Here is a 25,388-nt window from a genome sequence, read left to right as displayed (position 1 = left end):
GCAAAAAACCTTTACTTTTTACCAGAAATTTTTTAACTTTTTTTCAGAACAGCTTAAAATCACTTCAAAAAAGGAAGAAAAAGAATATAATGAATGATTTTAGCAGCTTTCTTAATACTTGTAGTGCCTCATAAACATGATTATAAACCGTACGGGGTTGCAAATTAAGTGCAGAAGCAATTTGCTCATAGTTTAAACCCTCGTAAAACTTGAGTTTGATGATTTCTCTTTGATTTTTAGTCAAATGATCTAAAGCTAACCATAGCTTTTTCTTCTTTTCATCGCTCTCTTGGGCTTCTATCAATAAGCTTTCATAAGATTTTTCCTTGCCTATACCCTCATCAACTTTAGTTAAGCCCTCGTGATTATGGTTTTGATAAATTTCTTTGAGTAGCTTTCTTTTTAAGTAAGTACGGAGATATGCTTTCACTTGCTGAACTTCTGCCAGAGCATGACGTTTTTGCCATATCTCACAAAACATCTCATGAATACAATCTTTTACCTGCTCTTTGTTAGCACAAATTCTAAAACCAAAGGCATACAAATCCTGATAGCTCTCTTTATAAAGTAGCATCATGGCTTGCTGGTCGCCCTGTTTTATATTATACCAAGTTTGAGCGTTCATGTTTTTAAATTGCTAAATAAAGCAACTTTTCATTATAAATATCTTAATCTTACTTCAAATATAAAATTAAATCATCAAAAAAATTAATCCTCACATGTAAATTTTAAATCTCCTTTTACTTTAATTAAATAAGTTTACCTAACATATCCTTACATTTGCAAAATGGCAGGTATTTATATCCATATTCCTTTTTGTAAACAGGCTTGCCATTATTGCGATTTTCATTTTAGTACTTCTTTAAAGTATAAGGATGAAATGCTGGCAGCTATCCTTAAAGAAATTCAAATTCAGAAAAATTATCTTGAGCAAGAACCTATAGAAACCATTTATTTTGGTGGCGGTACGCCTTCTATTTTGTCTGAGACGGATTTAAACCATATTTTCCACACCTTATATCACACTTTTGAAATAGCCGATACAGCAGAAATTACACTAGAGGCTAATCCTGATGATTTAAGCCCTACAAAAATCAAAGCTTTAAGAAATACCTCCATCAACCGTTTTAGTATTGGTGTACAATCTTTTTTTGAGGAAGATTTAAAATGGATGAATAGAGCGCATGAAGCCAAAGAAAGTGAATATGCTATTAAAACTGCTCAGGATGCTGGTTTTGAAAACATCACCATCGATTTAATTTACGGGTACCCTTTATTAAGTGATGAAAAATGGCTGGCTAATATTAACCAAACGCTAGCATTGGATATACAACATATTTCTTGCTACAGTATGACGGTTGAGCAAAAAACAGCTCTAGCTTCTTTTGTACAAAAAGGTTTGCAGAAACCTATGGATGATGCCCAAAGTGCCCGACAGTTTCAAATTTTGATGGAAAAGCTAGCAGAACAAGGCTTTGAACATTACGAGATTTCTAACTTCGCTAAAAACAAAAACTATTCTAAGCACAATACCAATTATTGGAAAGGTGTTAAATATTTAGGTATCGGACCATCGGCACACTCTTTTAACGGCATAAGCAGACAATGGAATATAGCCAATAATGCTAAATACACCGATGCTTTAATGCAAAATACCATTCCTTTTGAGCTAGAAGAATTAAGCTTTGCTAACCGTTTTAATGAATATGTAATGACTAGTCTAAGAACCATGTGGGGTATAAATTATCCAGAGGTTATAGCTAAATTTGATACTGATACATCTGAAAATTTAAAGCAAAATATAGAAGAATTTGTTAACAGAGGTTGGGTTACGCTTGTAGAAAATCATTTCATTTTAACACCCAATGGCAAGCTGTATGCAGACCATATTGCTGCCGAACTTTTTATAGAAGACCATGAACTTTAAAAATAAAATTGTTTGGATAACAGGTGCTTCCTCTGGTATAGGGAAAGCTTTAAGCATTATACTTTTTCAGCAAGGTGCTAAAGTTATTTTATCTGCCCGTAGTAGAGAAAAACTGTATGATTTAAAGCAAAAACTAAAAGGTAATCCTTTAGATATTCATATCCTACCTTTGGACTTAGAGCAAAAAGAAACTTTAGCTCAAAAAGCAGAAGAAGCCTGGAAAATTTATGGCAAGATAGACCTGCTCATTAATTGTGGAGGGATTAGTCAGCGTTCTTTAGCGTTAGAAACCACCACTGCCACTGAAGAAAAAATCATGAATACCAATTACTGGGGAACGGTAATCTTGAGTAAAGCTGTAGTAGCAAAAATGATCAACCAAAAAAGTGGGCATATTGTAGTGATGAGTTCTTTGGTAGGGAAATTTGGCACTCAATATAGAAGTTCCTATGCAGCATCTAAACATGCTTTACATGGCTATTTTGATTCTTTAAGGAATGAAGTTTATCAGCATGGTATAGCTATTTCTATCATCTGTCCAGGTTTTGTTCGTACGGATATTACCCTAAACTCTGTTACCGGAGATGGTTCTCTCTACAATAAAATGGATAAAAACCAAGAAGAAGGCTTATCTGCTTTAGACTGTGCTACACAAATTTTAAAAGCTGTTGAAAAGAAAAAAGAAGAAGTTTTAATTGGCAAAAAAGAAAAATTTGCGGTGCTTATAAAGCGTTTCTTCCCGGCTTATTTTTCTAAAATGATTAGAAAAAGAGAAGTTATTTAGACATACAAGCCATTAACTATCAGTGAGATAAAAATATTTTTCATTTTTTAAAATCCAGAGTTTGTTTTACAGCGTAAATGCTCCCAAACAAACAAGAAGAAAATGAAGAAAATATTTTTAGCTGTATTTGCCTTAGTAGCTATGGCAACTACAAATGTACAAGCACAAGAAAACCCAATGGTAGGTGGTGCACCTATGTATGCCTCTAAAGACATTATTGATAATGCGGTTAAATCTAAAGATCACACTACTTTAGTAGCTGCTGTAAAAGCTGCCGGTTTAGTAGAAACTTTAAAAGGTAAAGGTCCGTTTACGGTATTTGCACCAACCAACGCGGCATTTGAAAAATTACCTGCCGGAACGGTAGAAACTTTAGTAAAACCAGAAAACAAAGCAAAATTAACTAGCATCTTAACATACCATGTTTTAGCAGGGAAATTTTCTGCTGCTGATGTAGTTAAAGCTATTAAAGCAGGTAACGGAAAAGCAACTTTTACAACCGTTAATGGTGGTAAATTATACGCTTCTTTAGATGGTGATAAAGTAAAACTTTGGGATGAAAACAAAGGAACTGCCTATGTTACCATTGCAGATGTGAATCAAAAAAACGGCGTTATCCATGTAATTGATAGCGTAGTATTACCAAAATAATTTTTTCGTAATAGTGATGTGGGTAAAAGCCTGGCTGTAATAGCTGGGCTTTTTGGTTTTAGAAAGCATTCTATGAATATATTTATAACTATTTTTTTTCATAAGACAAATTATTACTTTAGTAAATAATTACCTTATGGAAGCACTAAATAGATTTATTGAATCTAACTTATTTAATAATATCATAACCGGACTGTTTTCTTCTGGGTTATTCTTATTAATTCTAGCACTTTTAAAGCCTAGAGTAGTTATATGTGATAAAATCGCTCATAGTTATGACGAATCACAACCTTTAGAAACCCAAAACAGTTACTTTTTTAAAATAATAAACAAATCTTTATTTTTTAGAATATATGATATTCAAGTAAGAGTTTGGAATACTGAAATAATACCATCAAAAAATGCCGAGAATTTCCATTTTAAAACTATTCCGCTTGTTAAAGATTTTCAATGGGTAATCAATAGATTGTATATAGGACATCTATTTCAAAATCTCATTCTTGGTGAAAAGAGATTAGAAAAAAGAACTGATTACGCGGCACAATTTTTGACCTATACAGACATACATCATTTAATAAGTAAGAAAAATTTCATAACTATTGAAGTTATTGCTAAACATTCATTAACAGGTTTTACCAGAGTTATTAAAAAAACCTACAAGCATAAAAATGATATTGTGAAAGGAGAATTTTTTAGCGGAAACTCTTGTAAAGTAAAGTAAAGTAAGCATATACCTAATCACAAACAATTGTTATTATTTTTTGTAATTAAAGTGTTAATACATATATTTATACAAACAACATTTAAAACTATGGATATCATCGTAAAATAATTGATTGATTTTAATTGAAAATGTACATTAAATATAAAGCCCTACAAGGGCTTTTTTTATATGAAATAAATACATGATATATTAAATCTCTACTAAAAACACTTGTAAAATTACCATAGCAAGTAGATGTTATAATAAAGGTCAAAATGAAATACTTGTGCTGATCTATCTTTACTCATTTGGGTTGTTTCTTAGGTTTAGTAAGGTTTAACACCAAATAATTTTAATTCTCTACACAGTGTGTAGATTTTTTTATTCATTTATTTTACTTTTTTGAAAGTAATAGAGTTTATAAACTTTATCTAATTACTGCTAATATTTTTCAATTTTGCAGACAGTGTCTGCAAAATCTCAGCATCCGGAAAAGTGAGATAGAATTGCCTAAAATTACGGATATTCCTTTCAGAAAAACCCCTTCCAAATTCATCGGAAAGTTCCTTAGAAATAGTTTTAATGATGGCCTTACCATAATCAGCTCGGTCTTTACCATTCTGCTCTTCTAAAACAATCTTCTCGCCTATTCTCCAATAAGCTTCTATCATAGCTGTGTTGATGGCTTGATAGCTTCTTTGCCTTGCTTGGGTTAAAATTTGTTTTATCTCTTGTATGTATTGCATCATTTATCTAAAACTAGTTTTTTATATATCGTGGGTAATTGAAAGTGTTATTCATATTGCGACTGAGCTAAATTTTAAATTCTTCTAAGCTCATTTATTTATTCATAGCATCCAATATTAATGAAATTATGCTGCTTAAAATAGCTTTTTAAGAAAATAAATGAAGTAAGAAATTAATAGAGAGCTTGGTAGTAATATGACAGCAATTTAACCTAAAAACTTAATCACTCACCTTACAAACTTTTAACTTTATCAATCGTTAAATAACCAAACATTTGCAGCAATGAGAGGATACGGGTTTTCTAAATTTTCTGAAGAAGAATTGCCAAGAGGTGGGTTTGAACAACTGCTTAAGCTTTTTCTTGAACTTCTAAACTATACCGCCGGAGACGCTAACGAAGCTTTGGCTTGGCTTAACGAGTTGGATAAGCAACATAAGCTTACCAATAACGATTATGGCATGGGCGATTTTATTGAAGACCTTAAGAATAAAGCCTATTTAAGTGATGATGACCCTAAAGGTGGTTTTAACATTACTGCAAAGACCGAGCAAACCATTAGGAAATCCGCCTTGGAAGAAATTTTTGGTAAGCTTAAAAAATCTGGAAAAGGCAACCATAACACCAATAGCTCTGGCAGCGGAGAAGAGAAAAATGCCGATAGAAGAGAATATCAATTTGGCGATAGTTTAGACCAGATTGATATGACCAGCTCTATCCATAATGCGCAAATCAACCATGGCATCAACGATTTTATGATGACCGAAAAAGACCTCGAAGTAGAAGAGAGAGATTATAAAACCCTAACTTCTACCGTCTTGATGATTGATATTTCTCACTCCATGATTTTGTACGGAGAAGACCGTATTACACCAGCAAAAAAAGTAGCTATGGCTTTGGCAGAGCTCATCAGTACTAAATATCCAAAAGATACCTTAGATATTGTTGTTTTTGGTAACGATGCATGGCCTATCAGCATTAAAGATTTACCTTATTTACAAGTTGGCCCTTACCACACCAATACTTATGCAGGTTTAGAATTGGCTACCGATATTTTACGCAGAAGAAAAACGCATAATAAGCAAATCTTCATGATTACAGATGGGAAACCTACCTGCCTAAAAGAAGGTTTAAAATATTATAAAAACAGCATTGGCTTAGATAGAAAGGTGATTAACAAAACCTTAACCATGGCGGCACAGTGTAAAAAATTAAATATCCCTATCACCACTTTTATGATAGCCCGCGACCCTTACCTACAACAGTTTGTAAGACAATTTACAGAAGTAAACGGCGGCAGAGCTTTTTACAGCTCTTTAAAAGGTTTAGGCGAATACATATTTGAAGATTATATCAAAAACAGGAGAAGGACAGTAAGGTAGGAGTGTGGATTAGTTCATTAGTAATGAGGATTAGTTCATTAGTAATTAGTCGATGGACTATGGACGATAAACAATGGACGATAGCAAAGTCTAACAAACTAACCAACCAGAACCTAACAAACTAGCAACAAAAAAAATGACAACATTAGGAGAACTAAAAAAATCGGGATACAAGAGCAGATCCATCAAAGAAGAGCTAAGAGAGAATCTGATTAAAAGATTAAAAAGTAAGGATTTAGGTTTTGAAGGCATCATTGGTTTTGAAGATACCGTTCTTCCTGATTTACAAACTGCAATTTTGAGCAGGCACAACATATTATTATTAGGTTTAAGAGGACAAGCAAAAACCCGTATTGCCCGTTTAATGGTAAACCTATTAGATGAGTATGTACCTTATATTGTAGGTTCTGATTTGTATGATGACCCACTGAACCCTATCAGCTGGTTTGGTAAACATACCGTAGAGACCCTAGGCGATGATACACCCATTGCCTGGTTACACCGTAACGATAGGTATACAGAAAAATTGGCTACGCCAGATGTTACCGTTGCAGATTTAATTGGCGATGTTGACCCTATCAAAGCTGCTACGCAAAAATTAAATTATTCTGATGAACGAGTAATTCATTTCGGTTTAATCCCAAGAGCGCATAGAAGCATCTTTGTCATTAATGAATTGCCTGATTTACAAGCTCGTATACAAGTAGCACTATTTAATATCTTACAAGAAAAAGACATTCAAATAAGAGGTTTTAAATTACGCTTACCGCTTGATGTACAGTTTGTATTTACCGCCAACCCAGAAGATTATACCAACCGTGGATCTATCGTTACGCCTCTAAAAGACCGTATAGAAAGTCAGATTTTAACGCATTACCCTAAATCTGTAGAAATATCAAGAAAGATAACGCAGCAAGAAGCTGCCCTTACAGATGAACAGCGCTTAATTGAGGCAGACGGCCTAGTAAAAGATTTGGTAGAGCAAATAGCTTTTGAAGCCAGAAACTCCGAGTATATTGATAAAAAATCAGGTGTATCGGCTCGTTTAACGATTTCTGCTTATGAGAATTTAGTCTCACATGCAGAAAGAAGAATGTTGCTGAATGATGAAAAATCGACTTTTGTACGTATTACAGATTTCTTGGGCGTTATACCTGCCATAACCGGAAAAATAGAATTGGTTTATGAAGGAGAATTAGAAGGACCAGCAAAAGTTGCTAACATTCTTATTGGCAAAGCTATACGTACTTTACTGGCTACTTATTTCCCAGACCCAGAGAAGATGAAAAAATCTAAAACTGGGAATTTATATGCAGAAATCATCAATTGGTTTAGTGCGGGTAATACCATCCATATTTTAGACCATTTAACGCAGAAAGAATACGAAAAACAATTAAACAGCGTTCCTGGCTTGAAAGATTTGGTAAAGAAAATACATCCATCTTTAAGTAAAAACCAACATCTATTATTGATGGAATTTGTTTTACATGGTTTGGCCGAATTTTCTTTAATTAGCAAAGGCTTTTTAGAAACTGGTTTTGAGTTTAAAGATATGTTTAACAGCTTATTCACAGCCGAGTTTGAAGACGATGAAGAAGATTATGATGATAATTATTAATGGATATGAAATTTAGATCTATATGTTTTATAATCTTTATTGCAATTTCTAGCTGTAATAATGAAAGTAAGAATAAAGAACATCAAAGTTTATCTTCTGATTCAAAAATTATAGATTCAATTTCAAAGGTTGAGGAAACTGTTTTAGATGGAGACATATTAAGAGACTCTATTTTAAATAATAAAGAGTATTTAGATTTCACAAAAGTTAAAATCAATGGTAAACTTCCTTTAATTACAGATACCCTCTCTTTATACAACTTAATAGGTAAACCAGATCAAGTAGTCATTCCTAATATGGATGATGTATGTGTTTCATTCTATAATAAGAACTTTAAAGAAGTACGCTATAAAAGCACTAATTTTGAATTATATGGCGATACGATTGTATTGAGTAGCATGAATTTTAAGGATAGTCCAAATCTCTATTTAAAAATAGGTAAACTCCTATTAAACCATCAAACTACATTAAAAGAAATTGAGAAAATTTATCCTAAAGCTGTAAAATTTAAAGGCCACATAGATGTTCATCAATTAGGAAATTTTACATCCGTTTATTTAAAGATTAGTCAAAATCAACTAGCAGATTCCTCATGGATCTTATTTTTCAACAAAGAAAAGCTCATTAGGATTGACCATTTTATACCATGTTAACATTACTCATCAAATCAAAAATAATTTAAATGGGCAGAATATATTCTTTAATCATCATTTCCATTTTACTAGTGGTTTTTGATGTTTATATCTACAATGCAATTCGTAGCATTTTTCCGAACTGGTCTGAAAAGAAGAAAAAACGCTTCAAAAATATCTGGTGGGGTTATACCATCATTTTATTGATTGGAGTTCTCATATCCATATTTTTCAATATCAAATTAGGAATACGTTCGGTTACTTTGGTAGCGTTTTTCTTAACCTTTGTAAGCAAGTTTTTCTTCATCCCTATTTTATTGATAGATGATTTTAGAAGACTCATCATTTGGTTTAAAAGAAAATCAAATAAAAAAGAAGTTCTTGTAGAAAACCCTCAAAACGAAAACAACATCAGCAGGTCTGATTTTTTGGTAAAAACGGGTATGGCCGTTGCCGCTATTCCTTTTGGTACATTAAGTTGGGGTATTGCCTCTGGAGCACATGATTATCGCATCAAAAGGCAAACTTTAATTTTACCAAATTTGCCTAAAGCTTTTGATGGGATTAAAATAGCGCAACTTTCTGATATACACTCGGGTAGTTTTTACAATAAAAAAGCCGTTTTAGGTGGTGTAGAAATGTTGCTGAATGAAAAACCAGATATTACTTTCTTTACTGGCGATTTGGTAAACGGAAAAGCATCAGAACTTAGAGATTATCAAGATATTTTCTCGAAAGTGAGAGCACCTTTAGGTGTATTTTCTTGCTTGGGTAACCATGATTATGGCATGTATGAAAAATGGCCATCACAAGCTGCACAAGACAAAAACCATCAAGACATTATCAAAAGCCATAAAAATATGGGTTGGGATTTATTGATTAACGAGCATCGCAGAATTAAAGTGGATAACGAAGAGATAGGTATTTTAGGAATAGAAAACTGGGGTGCTGGACGTTTTCCTAAATTTGGAAAGATGGAAGAAGCGGTAAAAAATACCGATGATTTGCCGGTTAAACTGCTCCTTTCTCATGATCCATCACACTGGAAAGCGCAGGTCTTAAAAGATTACCCTCAAATAGACGCTATGTTTTCCGGACATACCCATGGCTCGCAATTTGGAATTGATACAGGAGATTTCCAATGGAGTCCCGTTCAGTATATTTATGAACAATGGAAAGGCTTATACCAAGAAAATAACCAACAGCTTTATGTTAACGTAGGCTTTGGTTTTATTGGATACCCAGGTAGGGTTGGAATGTTACCCGAAATCACGATATTTGAATTGAAGAGTGCTTAAAAAAAAGCACTAAAACGATGATGAACCAGCTTAAAAAATTTCTTGATTTTTTACTGTTCAGCAATGTTTTTATTGCTTTAGGTGCTGTTGCACAGGGTTTAGTAACTTATTATTTATTAGATATAAAGCCAGTTTATACCATACTGGCTTTTTTATTTTTTGCTACCCTAACCATTTATAATTTCAGCATCCTGATTCAAAAACCTCAGGATTATTTAAACTCGCCTTACTGCAGGGTGCGGTGGATTTTTAGTCATTACAGATTAAACATCTCTATTACCTTAATTGCCGTATTATCATTAATTCCATTATTTTTCTTACTGAGCTTTGCTTCTAAAGTATTATTATGTTTGTTAGGCTTGGTTTCTTTTGGCTACTCTTTACCCCTGTTTAGCCTCAACAATCAAAAGTTTGGTTTAAGAAATATACCAGGGTTAAAGCTTTTTTTAATTGCCGCTGTATGGGCTGTAAGTACAGTTGCTTTGCCTATTTTAGAAATTAACGAGTTACACATCAGCTTTATATCTTTACAGGATACCACCTTGCTAACAGCTAAAAGATTCTTATTTGTTGCAGCTATTACTGTCCCTTTTGATATTAGAGACCTTTTTCAGGATAAAAATTCTGATTTAAAAACCATCCCTACTATTTTTGGAGAAAGTAAAGCTTACCTATTTTGCCAATTGTTACTAGCTTTATATTTAATCATGCTATTTGTTTTCAATAGTGGCTTTAATGCAAGTTTTTTTGGTTTGATGTTTACCATAGTGCTTGCTGGTTGGCTCATTTTAAAATCAACATGGGAGAAAAACGAGTATTATTATTTCTTGTATCTGGATGGCACTTTAATTTTACAATACCTGATGTTACTACTTTTTAACTTAGCGATATGAGTATCATCCCTATTAAAACTATCAATATAAAAGGTAAGGCAGAGCGTTTGGTTGCCGACCATCAATCTACCCGAACAGCTTACAATAAAGAGCCTATTAGCACTCCTGAAATTTACCTCACCCTAACAGGTTTTGAAGGGGATACAGTAGTGCACACTAAATATCACGGTGGTAATGATAAAGCTATTTGCTGTTATAATGCCGATAGATTTACATATTGGAATGAAACCTTACATCTGGATTTACAAAGTGGCGCTTTTGGCGAGAATTTAACTTTAACGGGTGATAACGCATTAGAAGAAAATGTTTTTATTGGCGATAGATACGAACTTGGAGAAGCTGTAGTTGAAGTTTCTGAGCCACGTGGTCCATGTTACATCATTGGTATCAGACACAATTTAAAGCAATTTCCGGTACTATGCCAAGAAACCGGCTTTACAGGCTTTTATCTGAGAACCATAAAACCCGGTAAAGTAAACGTAACAGATAAATTGGTTAAAATTTATAGTCACCCAGCTAAAATTTCGGTGATGGATATCAACCGTATTCGTTACCACGACAATAAAAATAAAGCTTGGTTAAAAAAGTTAGTTGCCTTACAAGAGCTTACTGCCGAGTGGCGAGAAAAGTTTCAAGTACTCTTAAACAAGTTGAAATAGCTATATATATTTAAATTCTTTTGCTCTTGCGATAGCATCTTCTTTATTATTTACCTGTAATTTGATATAAATATTTTTAATATGGAACTTTACTGTATCCACACTAATATCTAAGTTTACAGCAATAGATTTATAACTTTTACCTTCTGCAAGCTGTGTTAAAACCACAGTTTCTTTTTTTGATAGCGGATTTTCAATAACATTCTTTTCAAAAGACTTTACTATCATTCTAGCGATATTGGCACTCATAGGCGCTCCACCTTTAGAGGCCTCATCCAAAGCTCTTATTAATTCTTGGTAGCCATTGTTTTTGGTAAGATAGCCAACCGCACCAGCACACATAGCTTCAAACACGCGTTCGCTATTTTCAAATACTGTAATTATAATGATGTCTATTTTAGGATAGCTCGTTTTGATGATAGATGTAGCTTCAATACCACTCATTCCCGGCAAGTCTATATCCATCAAAATAATATCAGGCTTTAACTTTTTAATATCCTTAATTGCATCTTCGCCATTATCATAAACCGCAACTACCTTGTAATTTTCACTATTATTAATCAAAAGTTCAAATCCTTTAGCTACATCGCCATTATCCTCTACAATGATAATTTTCCTTTTTAAAACCATATTAATCTTTTGATGCTAAGGGGGCCCACACTGTAAATGTGGTGCCTTCATTTAAAGAAGAAGAAACTTTTAAAATAGCTCCAATCTTTTTAATTCTGTTGTTGATATTATTGATACCACGTTTACAAACTTCATGATCACTAAAACCTGACCCATTATCAGAGAAATAAATTTCTACACCACCATTAAGCTCTTTCATTTTAAAAACTATTTGTGTGGCATTTGCATGTTTGGCGGCATTAGTCATCATTTCTTTAAAAATGTAAATCAGCTGCCTGCTTACGGTAGCCTTAAACCTTAAGTTATCCTCTGGTTTAATAGCAGATGCTGAATAAAAGCTAACTCCTAGTTTTACAAAAAAATCTTCTCCAAAATCTCTCAAATAGATAAATAGCTCATCAGCATAATCACTTTTAAAATCTATAGACCAAATAAAGTCTTTTGTACCATGATACAACTGCATAGAACGCTCTTCTATACTATGTAGAAGTTGCTTTATCTCTTCTTCATGCCCTTCCGGATTGTTGATTCTTAAACTTACAGACTGTGATAAAATGGTAATACTGGCTAGTTTGTTACCCATCTCATCATGAAAATCTCTAGCTAATTCATTTCTTAATTTACTCAGCTCTTCTGTTTTAGCTTTAATTTTTTCTTCCAGTTCCTGAATTCTTTCTTGCTTTAAACTTTGTATTTTATGGTTAGCTTTTTCTAGTATTTTTTTGAAAGCGATAATCAATCCTGATAAAAACACAATCACAAAAATATAGGTAAATACATTGTGGGTTGATGTATGCTGAACGACATAGGCTTTAAATGGAAATGTTTGATAGATATCCAGCATGTACAGCGTAATCATAAACGCCACCACAAAACCTGATAAGATGTTACCTACCGTTACATTGGTAAACAAGTAAGCACAAACAATAAGTAAAAGCAGCCATATATTATCAACAGAATATATACCGCCTGTATGGTAAACACTTACTAAAACAGGTAAGGTACAAATGAACATAAAAAAGCCTAATGAACTGCTTAAATCAGACTTTAATCTAAAATAGATAGCGGCAATTAAAAACCCTAGATAACCTAAAATATTAGTGGCAATTTTTATATGGTCTTGATGATGGAATACAAAAAAGTAAGCCAGGTAAAAAATCAGAAAAATATTTGTTACCACAAGTGCATAAGCAAAAATTACTGCCTTTTTATAATCTTCATGTAAAGGGTTATTAAGCTTGGGATGTATTAAATACTGTATCAAACGCATTTTTATAACATTACATTTTATTTAAATGTAATGCTAAAATATGAATGAGACCTCAAAAAAAAACTACCCGTTTTGGGTAGTTTTTTTTCGGTATTAAGGGTGTAACTTTAGCCATTAATTTTTAGATATGAATAAATCATCCACAAATAATAAAGGGTATAAAGTTTATCAGTTTTTTTCTTTTCTATTTGGCTTCATCAAATTTATTTTCAACACTTTAAAAATAAACTAGGGTAAAAGTTTGTATTAAACGTGAAATCTATAACCTACGCCTCTAACTGTTTGTAAAAACTGCGGGCGGTCTGGGTTGTCTTCTATCTTTTTTCTTAACCTAACAATGTGCATATCTAGGGTTCTGGTATTTACATCAGAATTATAGCCCCATACTACCATCATTAAATCATCTCTACTGATAATACTATTTACGTTTTTCAAGAAATAAAGTAAAATCCTATTCTCTAGAATGGTTAACTCAATTTTCTTATTGTTTTTCAATAAAGAGTGGGTGTTTGGGTGATGCTCCATATCACCAAATTTGCTGATTTCAGATTTATCGTGGCTTACCACATACTTAATCTTACTGTCTAACATAGCTACCAAAACATCCATATTAAAAGGTTTGGTTACATAGTCTGAAGCTCCAAAATTATAAGCATCTATTTTATCCGGGTCTTGTGCTTTAGCTGTCATCATGATGATGAGGTTTTCAAAGCCTTTAGCTCTAAGTCCTGCACATATTTCTGAACCCTGTTTTCCAGGCAGCATCCAATCCAGAAGCACTATAGCAGGCTGCTCGGTTAAAACCATTTCTTCTGCCAAGTTACCATCTGCACATTCTACTACCTTATATCCTTCTGTTTGTAAACGGTGCGAAACTAAAAATCTAAGATTTTCATCGTCTTCAATAATTGCTATTTTAATATCTTTCTGCATCATTATTTATCGTATGGCAAGGTTATTTTAAAATGCGAGCCTATGCCGGGCTTGCTGGTTACGGTAATATCGCCATCCATAAAATTAACCAGTTCTTTACAAAATGCCAAACCTAAACCTACACTGCCCTGTTGGTTATATTGGCTTTGGATGCGATAAAATTTCTTAAATATATTCTTTATTTCCTTACGTTCTATACCTATACCTTTATCTTCAAAAGAAAAAATAATATTCTTTCTGAATTTATAAATGGTTATTTTCATGAATTTACTTCCTGGCTTGGCATATTTATAAGCGTTTTCGATTAAATTATCAAATAAACTACCTAATAACAACGGATCTGACTTAAAAGTTTCAACTCCTTTTATCAGCAAATCTATCTCATAGTCTTTGTATTTAATTTGAAAAGAATCTATGATGTTTTGAGCAAAAACCTCTAGGTTAATTTCTTCATTTTTAAGCTTGATAGCCCTATTTTCTATCTGAGTAAAAGATAACAACCTATTCATCAAATCGTTCAGCCTATCGGCTTCTTCATCTAAAATTTTCCCATAATGGTTTTTCTCCCTTTCTGATAATTCCTTAGCACTTTTAATATTGTTACCAGCAATTTTGATTACAGAAACAGGCGTTTTAAACTCGTGTGTAAAGTTGTTTATAAAATCATATTGTAGTTTAAATAGTTTTTGGTTGATGTTGAGATTACGGTAAATCAAAAAAGTAATTAACGCCAGTATACAATAAATAAAAAACACACCAAAGGCAATTGGCATAAATCTTCTGCCCACTTCTTTAATCAAGAAATCTTTCTCACTGGCGAAATAAAGCTTGTAATCTGCAAAGGGGCCTGACAAAGAAATATCTGTAGTTAATAGGTTTGGTTTTTCTAAGATAGGGTCAAAAGATTGCTTACGAATATTTATAAATTGGTAAATCTCTGGATGTGGATTTTTAATAACTAATTGATAAGGGTTAAGCTCAAAAGTAAAAATATCCTGTTGGTACCTTGGTGATGGTGGTAGCTTTTTTAACATTAAATCTTTGTAAACTTTAATCTCCTCCCGCCGCGGCACATTCATGTAAGTAATACGGTTAGGGATAATGTTATAAAAAGTTTTAAAAATTGTTTCTTCTGATAAAGCCTGGGTAGTATCTGCCTGCTCTATATAGTTACCTAATTTTAAACCTGCCTTATTAAGCTCTTCTGCATTATTTAATGATAAACCACCCGGATTAGAATTATCAAAAATCACGATAGAGTCTTTAGAAATATTACGCCCATATCTAAAAACATTCTTTATACCCAAAGAGAAATTACCTAGTGTTAAACCATCTGCTATAGGCCTGTTGCTAATTTCGGCATCGTAAAAGATAATACGCTCTACAAAACGGTATTGTTGAAGTACAGAATCTGCATATTTAGAGGCGGAGGTAGAATCTAAATAACCTTGATAGAAAGAAACCTCTGGAACAGTATTTTGAAAAAAAGTATTAAACGGCGCTAACGTTTGTTCTAAAACTTCAATCTTATTTGATGAAAACTCGTTTTCAACATATTTTCTAGTAAAATTATAACCCAAAAAAAGCGCTACTATCAAAGAAACAGAAATTAAAACCATAAAAACGACAATCAGAAGGAAGTTTTTACGATATCTTAACTCTTCTGCCTTCATTTATTTAGAACGGTTTAAATATTTATCAAAAAACAAATCTACTTGTGTATAAAAATTTATTTTATTTTTCTCGTCGCTCAGATAATGTCCTTCTGTTTTATCAACAATATAATTTACTTCTACTTGATTTTTACGCAGCTCCTTTACAAACTGGTTGGTCTCGCTTAAATTAACTTTCGGGTCTTTACCACCCTGCCAAATAATTAATGGCGTTTTAATTCTATTGGTCTGAAAAACCGGTGATGAGTAGCGTAAATATTCTACATCCTTTTCTGGGTTGCCAATTAATACATCAAGCATTTGTTGGTAAGGCTTATAATAAGCCGGAAAACCTTTTAAATAAGTAAACAAATTGATATATCCAGAATATGAAGCTGCACAAACGTAAAGATTGGGGTTATAAACCACTTGGTTTAGAGCAGAAAAACCTCCGAAACTATAACCAAAAATAGCAATACGGTTAGCATCAGCTAGCTCTTCTTTAATTAACCAATTTACACCATCAGTAATATCATGCTGTATATTTTTACTCCAGTTTTTGAAACCTTGTTTTAAAAATGACTTGCCAAATCCGGTAGATCCTCTAAAATTAATCTGAAAAACTGCATAACCTCGATTAGCAAAAAATTGTACCTCTGGAGAGTAGGCCCATGAATTTCTTAGATTTGGCCCGCTGTGTGGATAGATAACTACAGGTAGATTTTTAGATCCTCTGCCTTTAGGTAAAGTTAAAAAACCTTCTATCTCTAAACCATCTCTGTTTTTAAATTTTACATGCTTCATCTCGCACATTTCAGATGGCTTAATATCTGGGTTTACATCTGCCAGCTTCATCAAATTTCTATCCTCCAAATTATAGAAATAATAAGAACCCGGGTCTCTGTCTGTAAAAGTTCTGATAATTAAATGCTGCTCCTTTTGGTCTTTATGTATCAGCCTTATTTCATCATTACTTAATTTCTTTTTAATATCAGCGAAAGCGTCTTTTAACTGCTTATCAAAAAAATAAATTTCTCTTTTCGGATTTTCAAAAACAGCAAAATTTAACGATTGGCTTTTCCTAGAATAACTTACCTCCAGCACATCTCGTTCTTTATTCTCATACAGCACTTTGGTTTCTTCTCCGGTTAAGCAATTAAGTTCTACCACCGCTTTTTTGTCTCTATTGATATCAGAAAGCGCAAAAATATGATGCATTTTACTACTAAAACCAATAGGTTTTAAGGTATTGATAAAATTGCTTGATTTAACAGGTTTAAAAGCTTTGCTTCCTTTTTCACGGTAATATAAAGTTTCGGTTACCCCATCGCTACCAATAGCCATCCTTATCTCACCATCATTATCTGCTATCCAATCTATAATACTACCCGGGTTTTTCTCTACCAATATCTTTTTACCCGTTTTTAAATCTAAGCTGTAAACATCAAAATTCTCAGGGTTACGCTCGTTAATAGCTAGCAGAATATCATTAGAATCATACTTTAAATAATCTAAAAAAGTAACTTTAGTATTAGGTTTAAGAGATATCTTGATGGTTTTACTACCATCATAAACAGAAGAAAAAAGCTGAAAATTCTCTCTAGCGCCATTGTCTTTATAATAAAGCAAATGTGTATTGCTGGCCCAAAAGTAATTACGTACAGATTGATCTGTAAAAGAACTTATCCTGAAAGATGCTTTTGAGGTTAAAGATTGTACAAAAAGATTAAGCTTACCTTGGTAAGGTTTTAAATAAGAGATAAACTTACCATCCGGAGAGATTTGAAAATTAGATTGCTGAGGGTTTTTAAAAAAAGTTTCTACCGAAACTTTAGCCGGCTTTTCTTCGTTACTACAAGAAACCAGAAAAATAAATAAAAATAAACCAGATAAAATTTTTAAAAAACTTCTCATCATCACTAAATAATCTGCTATCGCTTTCAAAAATTTAAAATAGCTAAAACAAGGCAATCAGCGTTATACATTTTAGTAACATTTAAAATACAAGGTCCGTTCTATAATTCGTCAAAAACCGTAAATATCACATAATAATTTCTAATTTAGTAGAAATGAGCATAAAGAAACTCATATTACTATTTGCCTTTTTAAGTTGTTGCACTACATTGTTACAAGCGCAGCAAGAAAGCGCTATGATACAAGCGCAACAATACTTCTTTAGTGGCGATTACCAAAACGCCATTAAGCTTTATGAGCAGCTTTACCAAAACCAGCAATACCAAGTATTTATATTCGACAATTATTTTAACAGCCTTTTAAAAATCAATAATGTTGATGAGGCTACCAAACTGGTAAAAAAGCGTATCAAAGAAGAAGGTAATACACCTGGTTTGTTGCTGTATTTAGGACTTATACAACAACACAAGGGGAATACTGCAGAAGCAGATAAAATTTATACTGATGTGATTAAAAACCTACCCGCAGATGTTTTTACCATCAGTACCATTGCTAGCAATTTCAATAATATCAACAACATAGAAATGGCTACCAAAACATTTCTGGCTGGCCGTAAGCTTTTAGGTAATGATACCCAATTTAGTATAGAGCTAATCAACATTTACCGTTACACCAAAGATAAAAACAACCTATCGGCAGAAATTCTTAACGTTATAGAAACTACACCAGAATACTTGCAAATAGCAAAATCTAACTTACAACGCACTTTTGATAGCACAGAAGATTATCAAACATTCAAATCCATCCTCCTTAAAAGAGTTCAAAAGGTACCGCAAAATATTGCCCTTTCAGATTTACTAGCGTGGACATTTACCCAACTTAAAGAATATGATTTAGCACTCATCCAAACCATCGCTATTGATAAAAGAACACAAGATAACGGTGCTAAAGTATTTGCCCTAAGCAACATCCTGGCAGATAATGAAGCTTACGATGCTGCCATAAAAGGCTACAATTATGTTGTAGAAAAGGGTAGCCAAAACAGTTATTATAGCCCTGCTAAGCTAGCCTTGCTTAACCTTCAAAAAGAAAAACTATTAAACAGCAACCACAGCCCAAGCTTAACCGAATTAAAAGAACTAGCCAATAGCTATGAAGATATTTTAGAAATGTTGGGTAAAAATGCTCGTTCCATAAACGCATTGGTAGAACTTGCTCGCCTAAAAGCCTATTACCTTAACCAAACTCAAGAAGCCGAATTACTTTTAGAACTTGCCTTAGACATCAAAGGACTTAACCCAGAAGATTTGGCCGAATTAAAAATAGAATTAGCTGATATTTATACCCTTAATCAAAATTTCTGGGATGCCTCACTCCTACTTGGGCAGGTAGAAAAAGCGTTCCCCAACCATCCACTAGGGCAAGAAGCTAAATTCAAAAACGCAAAAATATCTTTCTATAAAGGCGATTTTAAATGGGCAAAATCTCAATTAGATGTTTTAAAAGCTTCCACATCGCAACTTATTGCTAATGATGCGCTAGATTTAAGCCTACTTATACAAGACAACACAGTTGAAGATACTAGCGGAATCGTGTTAAAAGTTTACGCCCGAGCAGAGTTTCTTCGTTTTCAAAACCTAAACACGCAAGCACTATCGTTACTAGATAGCCTTACAAAAGCCTATCCAACACATGCTTTAGACGATGATATTTGGGTTTCCAAAGCCCGAATTTTTACCAATATGAAACAATTTGAACAAGCCGTAAGTGCTTATGAAACTATAATAGAAAAACACAGCCAAAGTATCTGGGCAGATGATGCTTTGTTTAATTTAGCCCTCCTAAACCAAGAAAAACTCAATAATAACCAAAAGGCAAAACAATATTACGAGCAGCTTTTAGAAAAATTCCCTGGCAGCTTATACGTCATAGAAGCCAATAAAAAATACCGTTTACTAAAAGAAGCTATTTAATTTTTGTAGCGCAACAGCAGTGCAAACCATTTACTTTGTTCCCGCTATCCGCTATACTCCTCGCACCCTCTTAAAATCGGGCGCTGTGGGGTGCCGCTACTATCGGGGCTAAAATGTATGGATTCTGCTATTGATTAAGCATCCAAAAACTTACCTTTGCAACATGATTATCTATAATGTTACTTCTATCATAGAAGAAAATATTCAACAAGAATATTTGGAGTATATGTACAACATCCATATACCAGAAGTACTCTCTACAGGTAAGTTTTCAGATGCTAAACTATTTCTCCTTACCGAACCACAAAATGAAGGTATTACCTATTGTGCCCAGTATTTTGCTAAATCTAAAGAAGATTTAGTGTATTACAGAGAACATTATTCGCCCAAATTACAAGCAGATATCAAACAAAAGTTTGGCAATAGCCTACTTTCTTTCAGAAGCGTTTTAGAACTTACACAAGCTACTATATGAACTTTATAGAAACCCCAATAAAAGATTTAATCGTTATAGAACCTAAAGTCTGGAAAGATGAAAGAGGTTATTTTTTCGAAAGTTTTAATCAGAAAACATTTACTCAGGCTGGTATCAATTTAGAATTTGTACAAGACAACCAATCCTTCTCACAAAAAGGTACTTTAAGAGGTTTACACGCACAAGCTCATCCCTTTGCGCAAGGTAAATTGGTAAGGGTTATCCAAGGCAGGGTATTAGACGTAGCTGTTGATATCAGAAAAAACTCGCCAACTTATGGGCAATACCATGCCGTAGAGCTAAGTGCCGATAATTTTAAAATGTTTTGGGTACCACCAGGCTTTTTACACGGTTTTGTAACCCTAGAAGACCAAACGATATTTGCATACAAAGTAACTGGCTTTTACGATAAAGACTCAGAAATTGGCGTGATGTGGAACGACCCAGACTTAAACATCGATTGGAAAATTAAACCCGAAGAAGCCATCTTATCAGAAAAAGACAAACAACTTCAGAATTTTAAAGATTTGAAAGCGTTTTTTTGAGGTATAGGGAGTGTATAGTTGATTATTCTACTTTTAAACCGTAATGTTTTTGGGGGAGCTTACACACACTTACACCTGTGCATTGGGTTTGTTGTTTGTCAATTGATAAATAGCTGCTTTTAGAACTTGCCAACAAATTCTTGCTGTATGCTCGTCAGGATTAAATCTTGAGCTTACTTGTTCGTAGGGATGAATATAATTTCTAAAGTCACGCAATGAATGGCTAAATTTCTTTACGTCCTCTTTCAAAATTCCAATATCGTGTGCTGTGTCAATGAAATTACTAAGCGTCCACTCGTGATAAGGCTTTACTTTACCGCTTTGGTCTTTTGGTGATGATTTTGATTGATTAAATTCTCTCGGGTGTTTTGATGCCATACCTAACAATATTCCTTCAAGTGAACTGCCACATAGGAAAATAACCGACATTGGGGCTTTTGCATTTAAACATTTTTTTATTTCGTCAAAACGAATGTTTAATGTTTCAGTAATTATGCTGTCCAAACCTAATTTGTCAAGTGAAATATCGCTAAACTCCTTTTGTAAAAAGTCATCCTCTTTTGCTTCAACCTTTTCTTCAAATTTTATTTTACCTGCTTTGGAAAATGTTATTTCAGTTTCCCTTCTTAAAACTTGCCATCCGTCAAATGCAAGATATTGATTGAAGTCTGTAATGAATTTGTCTAATTCGGTAAACCGACCAATGAAATTTACAGGTGCAAAAAGTTTACGAATACATTTGTCAAGCTCAGGTGTTCCGTTGATTTTAGATAGTTTCTCGTCCGTATAAATCCATCTTGAAGGAAATCCACCACCTCTGTTGTAAGTGTCGTTTGCTCCTAAACCATTAAAGAAAGTAACGAGTTTAGGACCTGAACGATACTCCGTTTCCTCGTTGATTAAGTTTCTCAATTTCTCTAATGTCTTTTGTTGCAACTGCATTTATTAATTGATTTTTACCGCAAATCTGATTCTATAAAGATGTAACAAGGATGATTTTATTGCTTGGTAATATTCAGAAATTCCGAATGCTTCAAAAAGAACTGTTTCAAAATTTACTCTATCTGCTTGTTCGACTTCTTGTTCTAAATTAAACCTACTTCTATTTGCCAGTGGTTGAAAAGCACTGATAATATTCTGTTTTTGTTCGTGAGATAAAAGTTCAAAATTCAACAGTTTAAAATCACGCTCAAATTTTGTCGCTCTTAAATCAAGTGCACCTAAACCTCTACCAAAACCGAAACTTTCAATAAAAAACATACTTAGAACACTGTTTAATAAGGCAAGCAGTAAAACTCTATTTTCCCCTTGATGCTCCGCTTTAATTGAAAGTCCAATCATTCTTTGGTCAATGAAAGAGCGATTAACAAAGGTTGCAATGAATAAACTTTTATCGTAATTCACATTGGCGACAAAGTCAGCCATATTATCGGTTTTCATCTCATACCAAAACATATTAGCCCTACGCAAAGATTGAGTAAGCGGAACGCCTGTTTCGTTGTTTTGATTTTCAAAACTTCTAATCCATTGCAAAGCACCTGTATGATTGAGTTGCTCTAATTCTTCAATACTTCTTGAACAACAAAATGCTTCTCCATCTGCTGAACAATATAGTCCTGATGTTCCTCTAAGGTTTTTTAGAACTGGTCTTATGTATTCTGCTTCAATGTTGTTACCAGATGCAGGATAAAATAAGGGATTCCAACCTCTTCTTTCACCACGAGTAAACTTGAAAATCTGATTGCAATCAATTAGTTTTTCTGAAACTTCTGTAAGCCAATTAAGATTTGCAAAGTAACCGCACCAAGGAACACCAATAGTTTCAAAGTTGGTTATCTCATTTACTGAATAATTTTGAACAGTTACAAATTGATTATCAGTTTCCAACAAAATATTTTCGCTCAATTGTTTAATATCAGGTATTTCGTTTATGCTTTCTTTTAGGGTGCAAAATGAAATTGTTCTGTTTTGGTTTATTGGAGTATTTGGGTTACGCTTTTTTGCAATTAGGAAAGTAGTTACTACATCTGCATTGTCAAACCATTTTCCTTTGCCTGAAATTACAACAGTTTCAATGTCATAGAATTTTTGAATAAGCTCTAAGAAAATTTCTCCGTAATCAGTTCCCAACTAAGCATTAGAAAGTATAAGCCCAATTTTTCCGTTTTCAGAAAGTAGCTGATGTAAATAAAATGGTATATAAGCGAAAATGTCGCTTTTGCCACTTAGTGATTTTGTAGTATCAGCTTCTTCTTGTATGAAGTTGTGTATTCCTGTTATGTTCGGGTTTAATACTTCAATTTCTTTACTCTTGATAAATGGTAAGTTTGAAACAACATAATCAATAGTTGGGAAAATTTTCACAATATCGTTTCCATTGTTTGGGTCTTTGAAAGTTACATTTTGTCCAGTTGCTAATTCAATCACATCTTTTCTAAAAATGTTTAGCACCTTGCCAATGTTGTTTGGCTTAGCTAATGTGAGTGTAGATAATTGAATAGGGAAAGAATGTTTGTCTGATGCCCAAATGCTGTTTATTATTTCGTCTTGGTTAAACTCGTATTCTTCTTTGAGCAAATATGCTTGATTGATTATTGTTCCTGTTCCGCAACAAGGGTCAATTACAATCCCTTCTTTGTCTTCTAATTGTAATACCATTCTAAAAATTCACGATGTTCAGGATTTTCAGCATCTACGAATTCCTTCAAAGAAGATATTGCTTCAAGTTCAATGCAAGATTCTCTTTTCAAACGTCCTTCATCAAAATTTGAGAACATAAAAACTATCTCACTCATTACAATAACATCTTGCCCAATTTCATTTGCTGTGATTATGTCAAAATCGCCCAAAAAATCAAACAATTCACAGTAATTTCTACCATCTTTCCCGTAGTTGGGATAAGAAATTTTTAAGATTCCGTTTTGAAAAGTTGCATTATCTCTCATAACTTGTTTTCTCTTAGTCTGTCGATTGGATAAGTTTTCCCATCTTTCTCATCTATAAATTTCCAAAATTTCCAACCGTTTACAGGCAATCCATTTTGAACCTTAGTTCCCGCAGCAGATGGGGATTTAAACACTTCATTATTATAAATAACTTTTGAAGGTGTAAAGTAAATTGCGTAGTGCTCTTGACCTTTATATTTGGTGAAAATCTCAATCCCTTCTTCATTAATTTCAACTTGTCCAGGAATATCAATTAGCCCATTTTCATCATCTATGTCATATATAATAACCTCTTCTGATGTAACCCCAATTCCATAATCGCAAAGAATATCAACAAATTCTTTTCCGTTAATCAATGAAATAGGTGCTTTATACGGGTCGTTTGCTTCCTCTATTGAAGGTTTTGAAAAATCTGACGTTGTAATAAATAATCCAGTTTGATGCGGTCTCAAACTTCCACGCAATTCTGAAATACTTGCCCTCTGCACATTATTTCTCCACCTTTTAACCTGAACACATACACTGTTTTTTATAGCTCCAGCAACAACAAGCTCTCCAGTTACATCAATTCCACCATCACCTGATTTGCTTGTGACTGAAATATTTTCAAAGCCAAGATTTCTCAATACTTCACCAACTAATTCTTCAAAACTAAAAGGTGGCATTGCTAACAGTGCTTCAAGTAAGTGTCTTTTAACTTGATTGTTTTTATCTCTTATTTCAGCGAAAATTCCTTTTGGCTCATTTTCGGTTAAACCATATTGACCTTTTCCGTAAGTAATAAATTTAGACTCTTCTCCTTCGATTTTACTTTTTCTGATATCAGCATTTATAGCAGATGAAATATTTCCAGCAATAATTAAATCGTCACTTTCAATTAACCCTTGTTTGAATGCTCTTTTTGCAATTACTTTATAATGAAGCGAACGAGCTTTACTTTCTTCTTTAAGAATTTTGTAAGCAATATCTAAGTATGTCAATGTATCTGCCATTATGCTGCGAATTTAAGTGCGTTAGGGATAGAAGTGGAAAGCCCGCAGCGAAGCGAGGACTTGGAACGGATAGCCCGACCCGATAGGGGAACGCCCAAATAAAAAAAATTGTCAAGCACTACTTCACCAGGGTTTGTGAAAGTTTTTATCAAATATCTACCAAGTTCAATTGGCTTTTGTGTCGGATGTAAAACGGGACCTTCTGATTCTGCTGTTTTCACATATACAAAATCGTCAATGGGTTGTTCTTCATAGCAAACAACATCATTAGGGTATCTATCTCCATTACTTTTGACATGTCTCGGTTTGAAATCACCATAACTTCCAGTGTATTGGTCTTTTCTAATACCTTTGTCGTAAGCCTCTCCATTTGTCATTTGAGGATTATATGTAGGTTGTTTTTTATAGAAAATACAAATGTCTTCGTGTTTACGCAGTGGTTGTTTTTTGGCGTTCAGGAAGTTTGTTGATTTTGATTTAATCCAAACCACTTTGTATTTGAACAATTTTTCATTACTCATAATCAACTTTGCTGTAAATAGTCCCTGTGCAGTCAGTACAATTGCTCCATCATCTTTGATGATTCTTTCATATTGTTTCCAAAGTTGGTCTAAGTCAATTACTGAATCCCACTTATTTTGAGTGGTTCCGTAGGGTAAATCACAAAGAATCATATCAATTGACCTGCTTGGTATGTCTTTCATAACTTCTAAACAGTCGCCTTGAATGACTTTGTTTAAGTATTGTTCTATTGATTTAGCCATTTC

The 25,388-nt window shown here is 33.4% G+C and carries 26 protein-coding genes; 13 read left to right on the top strand and 13 right to left on the bottom strand.

Annotated elements, in window-relative coordinates:
• Window positions 1-64: 64 nt before the first annotated feature.
• On the bottom strand, window positions 65-625 hold the full coding sequence (locus tag B2745_RS09175) for an RNA polymerase sigma factor (RefSeq protein ID WP_304065623.1): 561 nt from the start codon (window positions 623-625) through the stop codon (window positions 65-67).
• Between the two features lie 162 nt (window positions 626-787).
• On the opposite strand from B2745_RS09175, the gene hemW reads away from it, so the two are divergent.
• The 4 genes from hemW to B2745_RS09155 all read left to right on the top strand — a co-directional run bounded on the left by hemW (window position 788) and on the right by B2745_RS09155 (window position 4,083).
• Entirely contained in the window at window positions 788-1,927 is a 1,140-nt protein-coding gene (gene hemW, locus B2745_RS09170) for a radical SAM family heme chaperone HemW (RefSeq protein ID WP_304065622.1), read from the top strand.
• Window positions 1,917-2,711: an SDR family oxidoreductase gene (locus B2745_RS09165; protein WP_304065619.1), complete on the top strand. Its 795-nt coding sequence runs from the start codon at window positions 1,917-1,919 to the stop codon at window positions 2,709-2,711. Before hemW ends, B2745_RS09165 begins: the two co-directional genes overlap by 11 nt.
• Before the next feature lie 102 nt (window positions 2,712-2,813).
• Window positions 2,814-3,362, top strand: a complete 549-nt coding sequence (locus tag B2745_RS09160) for a fasciclin domain-containing protein (RefSeq protein WP_304065616.1) — start codon at window positions 2,814-2,816, stop codon at window positions 3,360-3,362.
• 136 nt (window positions 3,363-3,498) lie between these two features.
• Complete coding sequence (locus tag B2745_RS09155) at window positions 3,499-4,083, top strand: hypothetical protein (RefSeq protein ID WP_304065614.1); 585 nt, start codon at window positions 3,499-3,501, stop codon at window positions 4,081-4,083.
• A gap of 413 nt (window positions 4,084-4,496) precedes the next feature.
• On the opposite strand, the gene B2745_RS09150 is transcribed toward B2745_RS09155, so the two are convergent.
• A complete protein-coding gene (locus B2745_RS09150; RefSeq protein ID WP_304065613.1) occupies window positions 4,497-4,814 on the bottom strand; it encodes a DUF1016 N-terminal domain-containing protein in 318 nt (105 codons plus the stop codon).
• 280 nt (window positions 4,815-5,094) lie between these two features.
• Between B2745_RS09150 and B2745_RS09145 the strand changes: the two genes are divergently transcribed.
• The 6 genes from B2745_RS09145 to B2745_RS09120 all read left to right on the top strand — a co-directional run bounded on the left by B2745_RS09145 (window position 5,095) and on the right by B2745_RS09120 (window position 11,292).
• Entirely contained in the window at window positions 5,095-6,192 is a 1,098-nt protein-coding gene (locus tag B2745_RS09145) for a vWA domain-containing protein (protein WP_304065611.1), read from the top strand.
• Window positions 6,193-6,328: 136 nt separating this feature from the next.
• A complete protein-coding gene (locus tag B2745_RS09140; RefSeq protein WP_304065609.1) occupies window positions 6,329-7,810 on the top strand; it encodes an AAA family ATPase in 1,482 nt (493 codons plus the stop codon).
• A 5-nt stretch (window positions 7,811-7,815) separates the two neighbouring features.
• Window positions 7,816-8,463, top strand: a complete 648-nt coding sequence (locus B2745_RS09135; RefSeq protein WP_304065606.1) for a hypothetical protein — start codon at window positions 7,816-7,818, stop codon at window positions 8,461-8,463.
• Window positions 8,464-8,492: 29 nt separating this feature from the next.
• Entirely contained in the window at window positions 8,493-9,740 is a 1,248-nt protein-coding gene (locus B2745_RS09130) for a metallophosphoesterase (protein ID WP_304065605.1), read from the top strand.
• A gap of 17 nt (window positions 9,741-9,757) precedes the next feature.
• Window positions 9,758-10,633 carry a hypothetical protein gene (locus tag B2745_RS09125; protein ID WP_304065603.1) on the top strand — a complete coding sequence of 292 codons (876 nt, stop codon included), beginning with the start codon at window positions 9,758-9,760 and terminating at the stop codon, window positions 10,631-10,633.
• A complete protein-coding gene (locus tag B2745_RS09120; protein WP_304065602.1) occupies window positions 10,630-11,292 on the top strand; it encodes an MOSC domain-containing protein in 663 nt (220 codons plus the stop codon). The genes B2745_RS09125 and B2745_RS09120 overlap by 4 nt, the downstream gene beginning before the upstream one ends.
• Here the strand turns inward: B2745_RS09120 and B2745_RS09115 are convergent, their stop codons facing one another.
• The 5 genes from B2745_RS09115 to B2745_RS09095 all read right to left on the bottom strand — a co-directional run bounded on the left by B2745_RS09115 (window position 11,293) and on the right by B2745_RS09095 (window position 17,721).
• Entirely contained in the window at window positions 11,293-11,922 is a 630-nt protein-coding gene (locus tag B2745_RS09115) for a response regulator transcription factor (protein WP_304065599.1), read from the bottom strand.
• 1 nt (window position 11,923) lies between these two features.
• Entirely contained in the window at window positions 11,924-13,192 is a 1,269-nt protein-coding gene (locus B2745_RS09110) for a sensor histidine kinase (protein ID WP_304065597.1), read from the bottom strand.
• A gap of 246 nt (window positions 13,193-13,438) precedes the next feature.
• Window positions 13,439-14,125, bottom strand: a complete 687-nt coding sequence (locus tag B2745_RS09105; protein WP_304065720.1) for a response regulator transcription factor — start codon at window positions 14,123-14,125, stop codon at window positions 13,439-13,441.
• A gap of 2 nt (window positions 14,126-14,127) precedes the next feature.
• The gene (locus B2745_RS09100; RefSeq protein WP_304065594.1) at window positions 14,128-15,798 is read right to left on the bottom strand and encodes a sensor histidine kinase; all 1,671 of its coding nucleotides are present in this window, start codon (window positions 15,796-15,798) and stop codon (window positions 14,128-14,130) included.
• Window positions 15,799-17,721 (bottom strand): alpha/beta hydrolase family protein, encoded by a 1,923-nt coding sequence (locus B2745_RS09095; protein ID WP_304065591.1) that lies wholly within the window; start codon window positions 17,719-17,721, stop codon window positions 15,799-15,801. It abuts the gene before it with no gap.
• Window positions 17,722-17,846: 125 nt separating this feature from the next.
• Here B2745_RS09095 and B2745_RS09090 point away from each other — a divergent pair, with 125 nt between their 5' ends.
• The 3 genes from B2745_RS09090 to rfbC all read left to right on the top strand — a co-directional run bounded on the left by B2745_RS09090 (window position 17,847) and on the right by rfbC (window position 20,684).
• Entirely contained in the window at window positions 17,847-19,664 is a 1,818-nt protein-coding gene (locus tag B2745_RS09090; protein WP_304065589.1) for a tetratricopeptide repeat protein, read from the top strand.
• Window positions 19,665-19,827: 163 nt separating this feature from the next.
• Window positions 19,828-20,139 carry a DUF4286 family protein gene (locus B2745_RS09085; protein ID WP_304065586.1) on the top strand — a complete coding sequence of 104 codons (312 nt, stop codon included), beginning with the start codon at window positions 19,828-19,830 and terminating at the stop codon, window positions 20,137-20,139.
• A complete protein-coding gene (rfbC, locus tag B2745_RS09080; RefSeq protein WP_304065584.1) occupies window positions 20,136-20,684 on the top strand; it encodes a dTDP-4-dehydrorhamnose 3,5-epimerase in 549 nt (182 codons plus the stop codon). Before B2745_RS09085 ends, rfbC begins: the two co-directional genes overlap by 4 nt.
• Window positions 20,685-20,753: 69 nt before the next feature.
• Here the strand turns inward: rfbC and B2745_RS09075 are convergent, their stop codons facing one another.
• The 6 genes from B2745_RS09075 to B2745_RS09050 are packed head-to-tail and all read right to left on the bottom strand — an operon-like array spanning window position 20,754 to window position 25,385.
• Entirely contained in the window at window positions 20,754-21,626 is an 873-nt protein-coding gene (locus tag B2745_RS09075; protein WP_304065581.1) for a hypothetical protein, read from the bottom strand.
• Between the two features lie 3 nt (window positions 21,627-21,629).
• Window positions 21,630-22,814 carry a hypothetical protein gene (locus B2745_RS09070; protein WP_304065579.1) on the bottom strand — a complete coding sequence of 395 codons (1,185 nt, stop codon included), beginning with the start codon at window positions 22,812-22,814 and terminating at the stop codon, window positions 21,630-21,632.
• Window positions 22,815-23,342, bottom strand: a complete 528-nt coding sequence (locus tag B2745_RS09065; RefSeq protein ID WP_304065577.1) for an N-6 DNA methylase — start codon at window positions 23,340-23,342, stop codon at window positions 22,815-22,817.
• Window positions 23,327-23,629 carry a hypothetical protein gene (locus B2745_RS09060; protein ID WP_304065576.1) on the bottom strand — a complete coding sequence of 101 codons (303 nt, stop codon included), beginning with the start codon at window positions 23,627-23,629 and terminating at the stop codon, window positions 23,327-23,329. The genes B2745_RS09065 and B2745_RS09060 overlap by 16 nt, the downstream gene beginning before the upstream one ends.
• A complete protein-coding gene (locus B2745_RS09055; protein ID WP_304065573.1) occupies window positions 23,626-24,621 on the bottom strand; it encodes a restriction endonuclease in 996 nt (331 codons plus the stop codon). Before B2745_RS09055 ends, B2745_RS09060 begins: the two co-directional genes overlap by 4 nt.
• Entirely contained in the window at window positions 24,621-25,385 is a 765-nt protein-coding gene (locus tag B2745_RS09050; RefSeq protein ID WP_304065571.1) for a DNA-methyltransferase, read from the bottom strand. The genes B2745_RS09055 and B2745_RS09050 overlap by 1 nt, the downstream gene beginning before the upstream one ends.
• Between the last annotated feature and the right edge of the window lie 3 nt (window positions 25,386-25,388).

The sequence above is a fragment of the Pedobacter glucosidilyticus genome (genome assembly GCF_002483235.1).
Classification (GTDB): domain Bacteria; phylum Bacteroidota; class Bacteroidia; order Sphingobacteriales; family Sphingobacteriaceae; genus Pseudopedobacter; species Pseudopedobacter glucosidilyticum_B.
The sequence above is the reverse complement of the archived record's forward strand: the minus strand, read 5'-3'. Positions and strand labels throughout refer to the sequence as shown.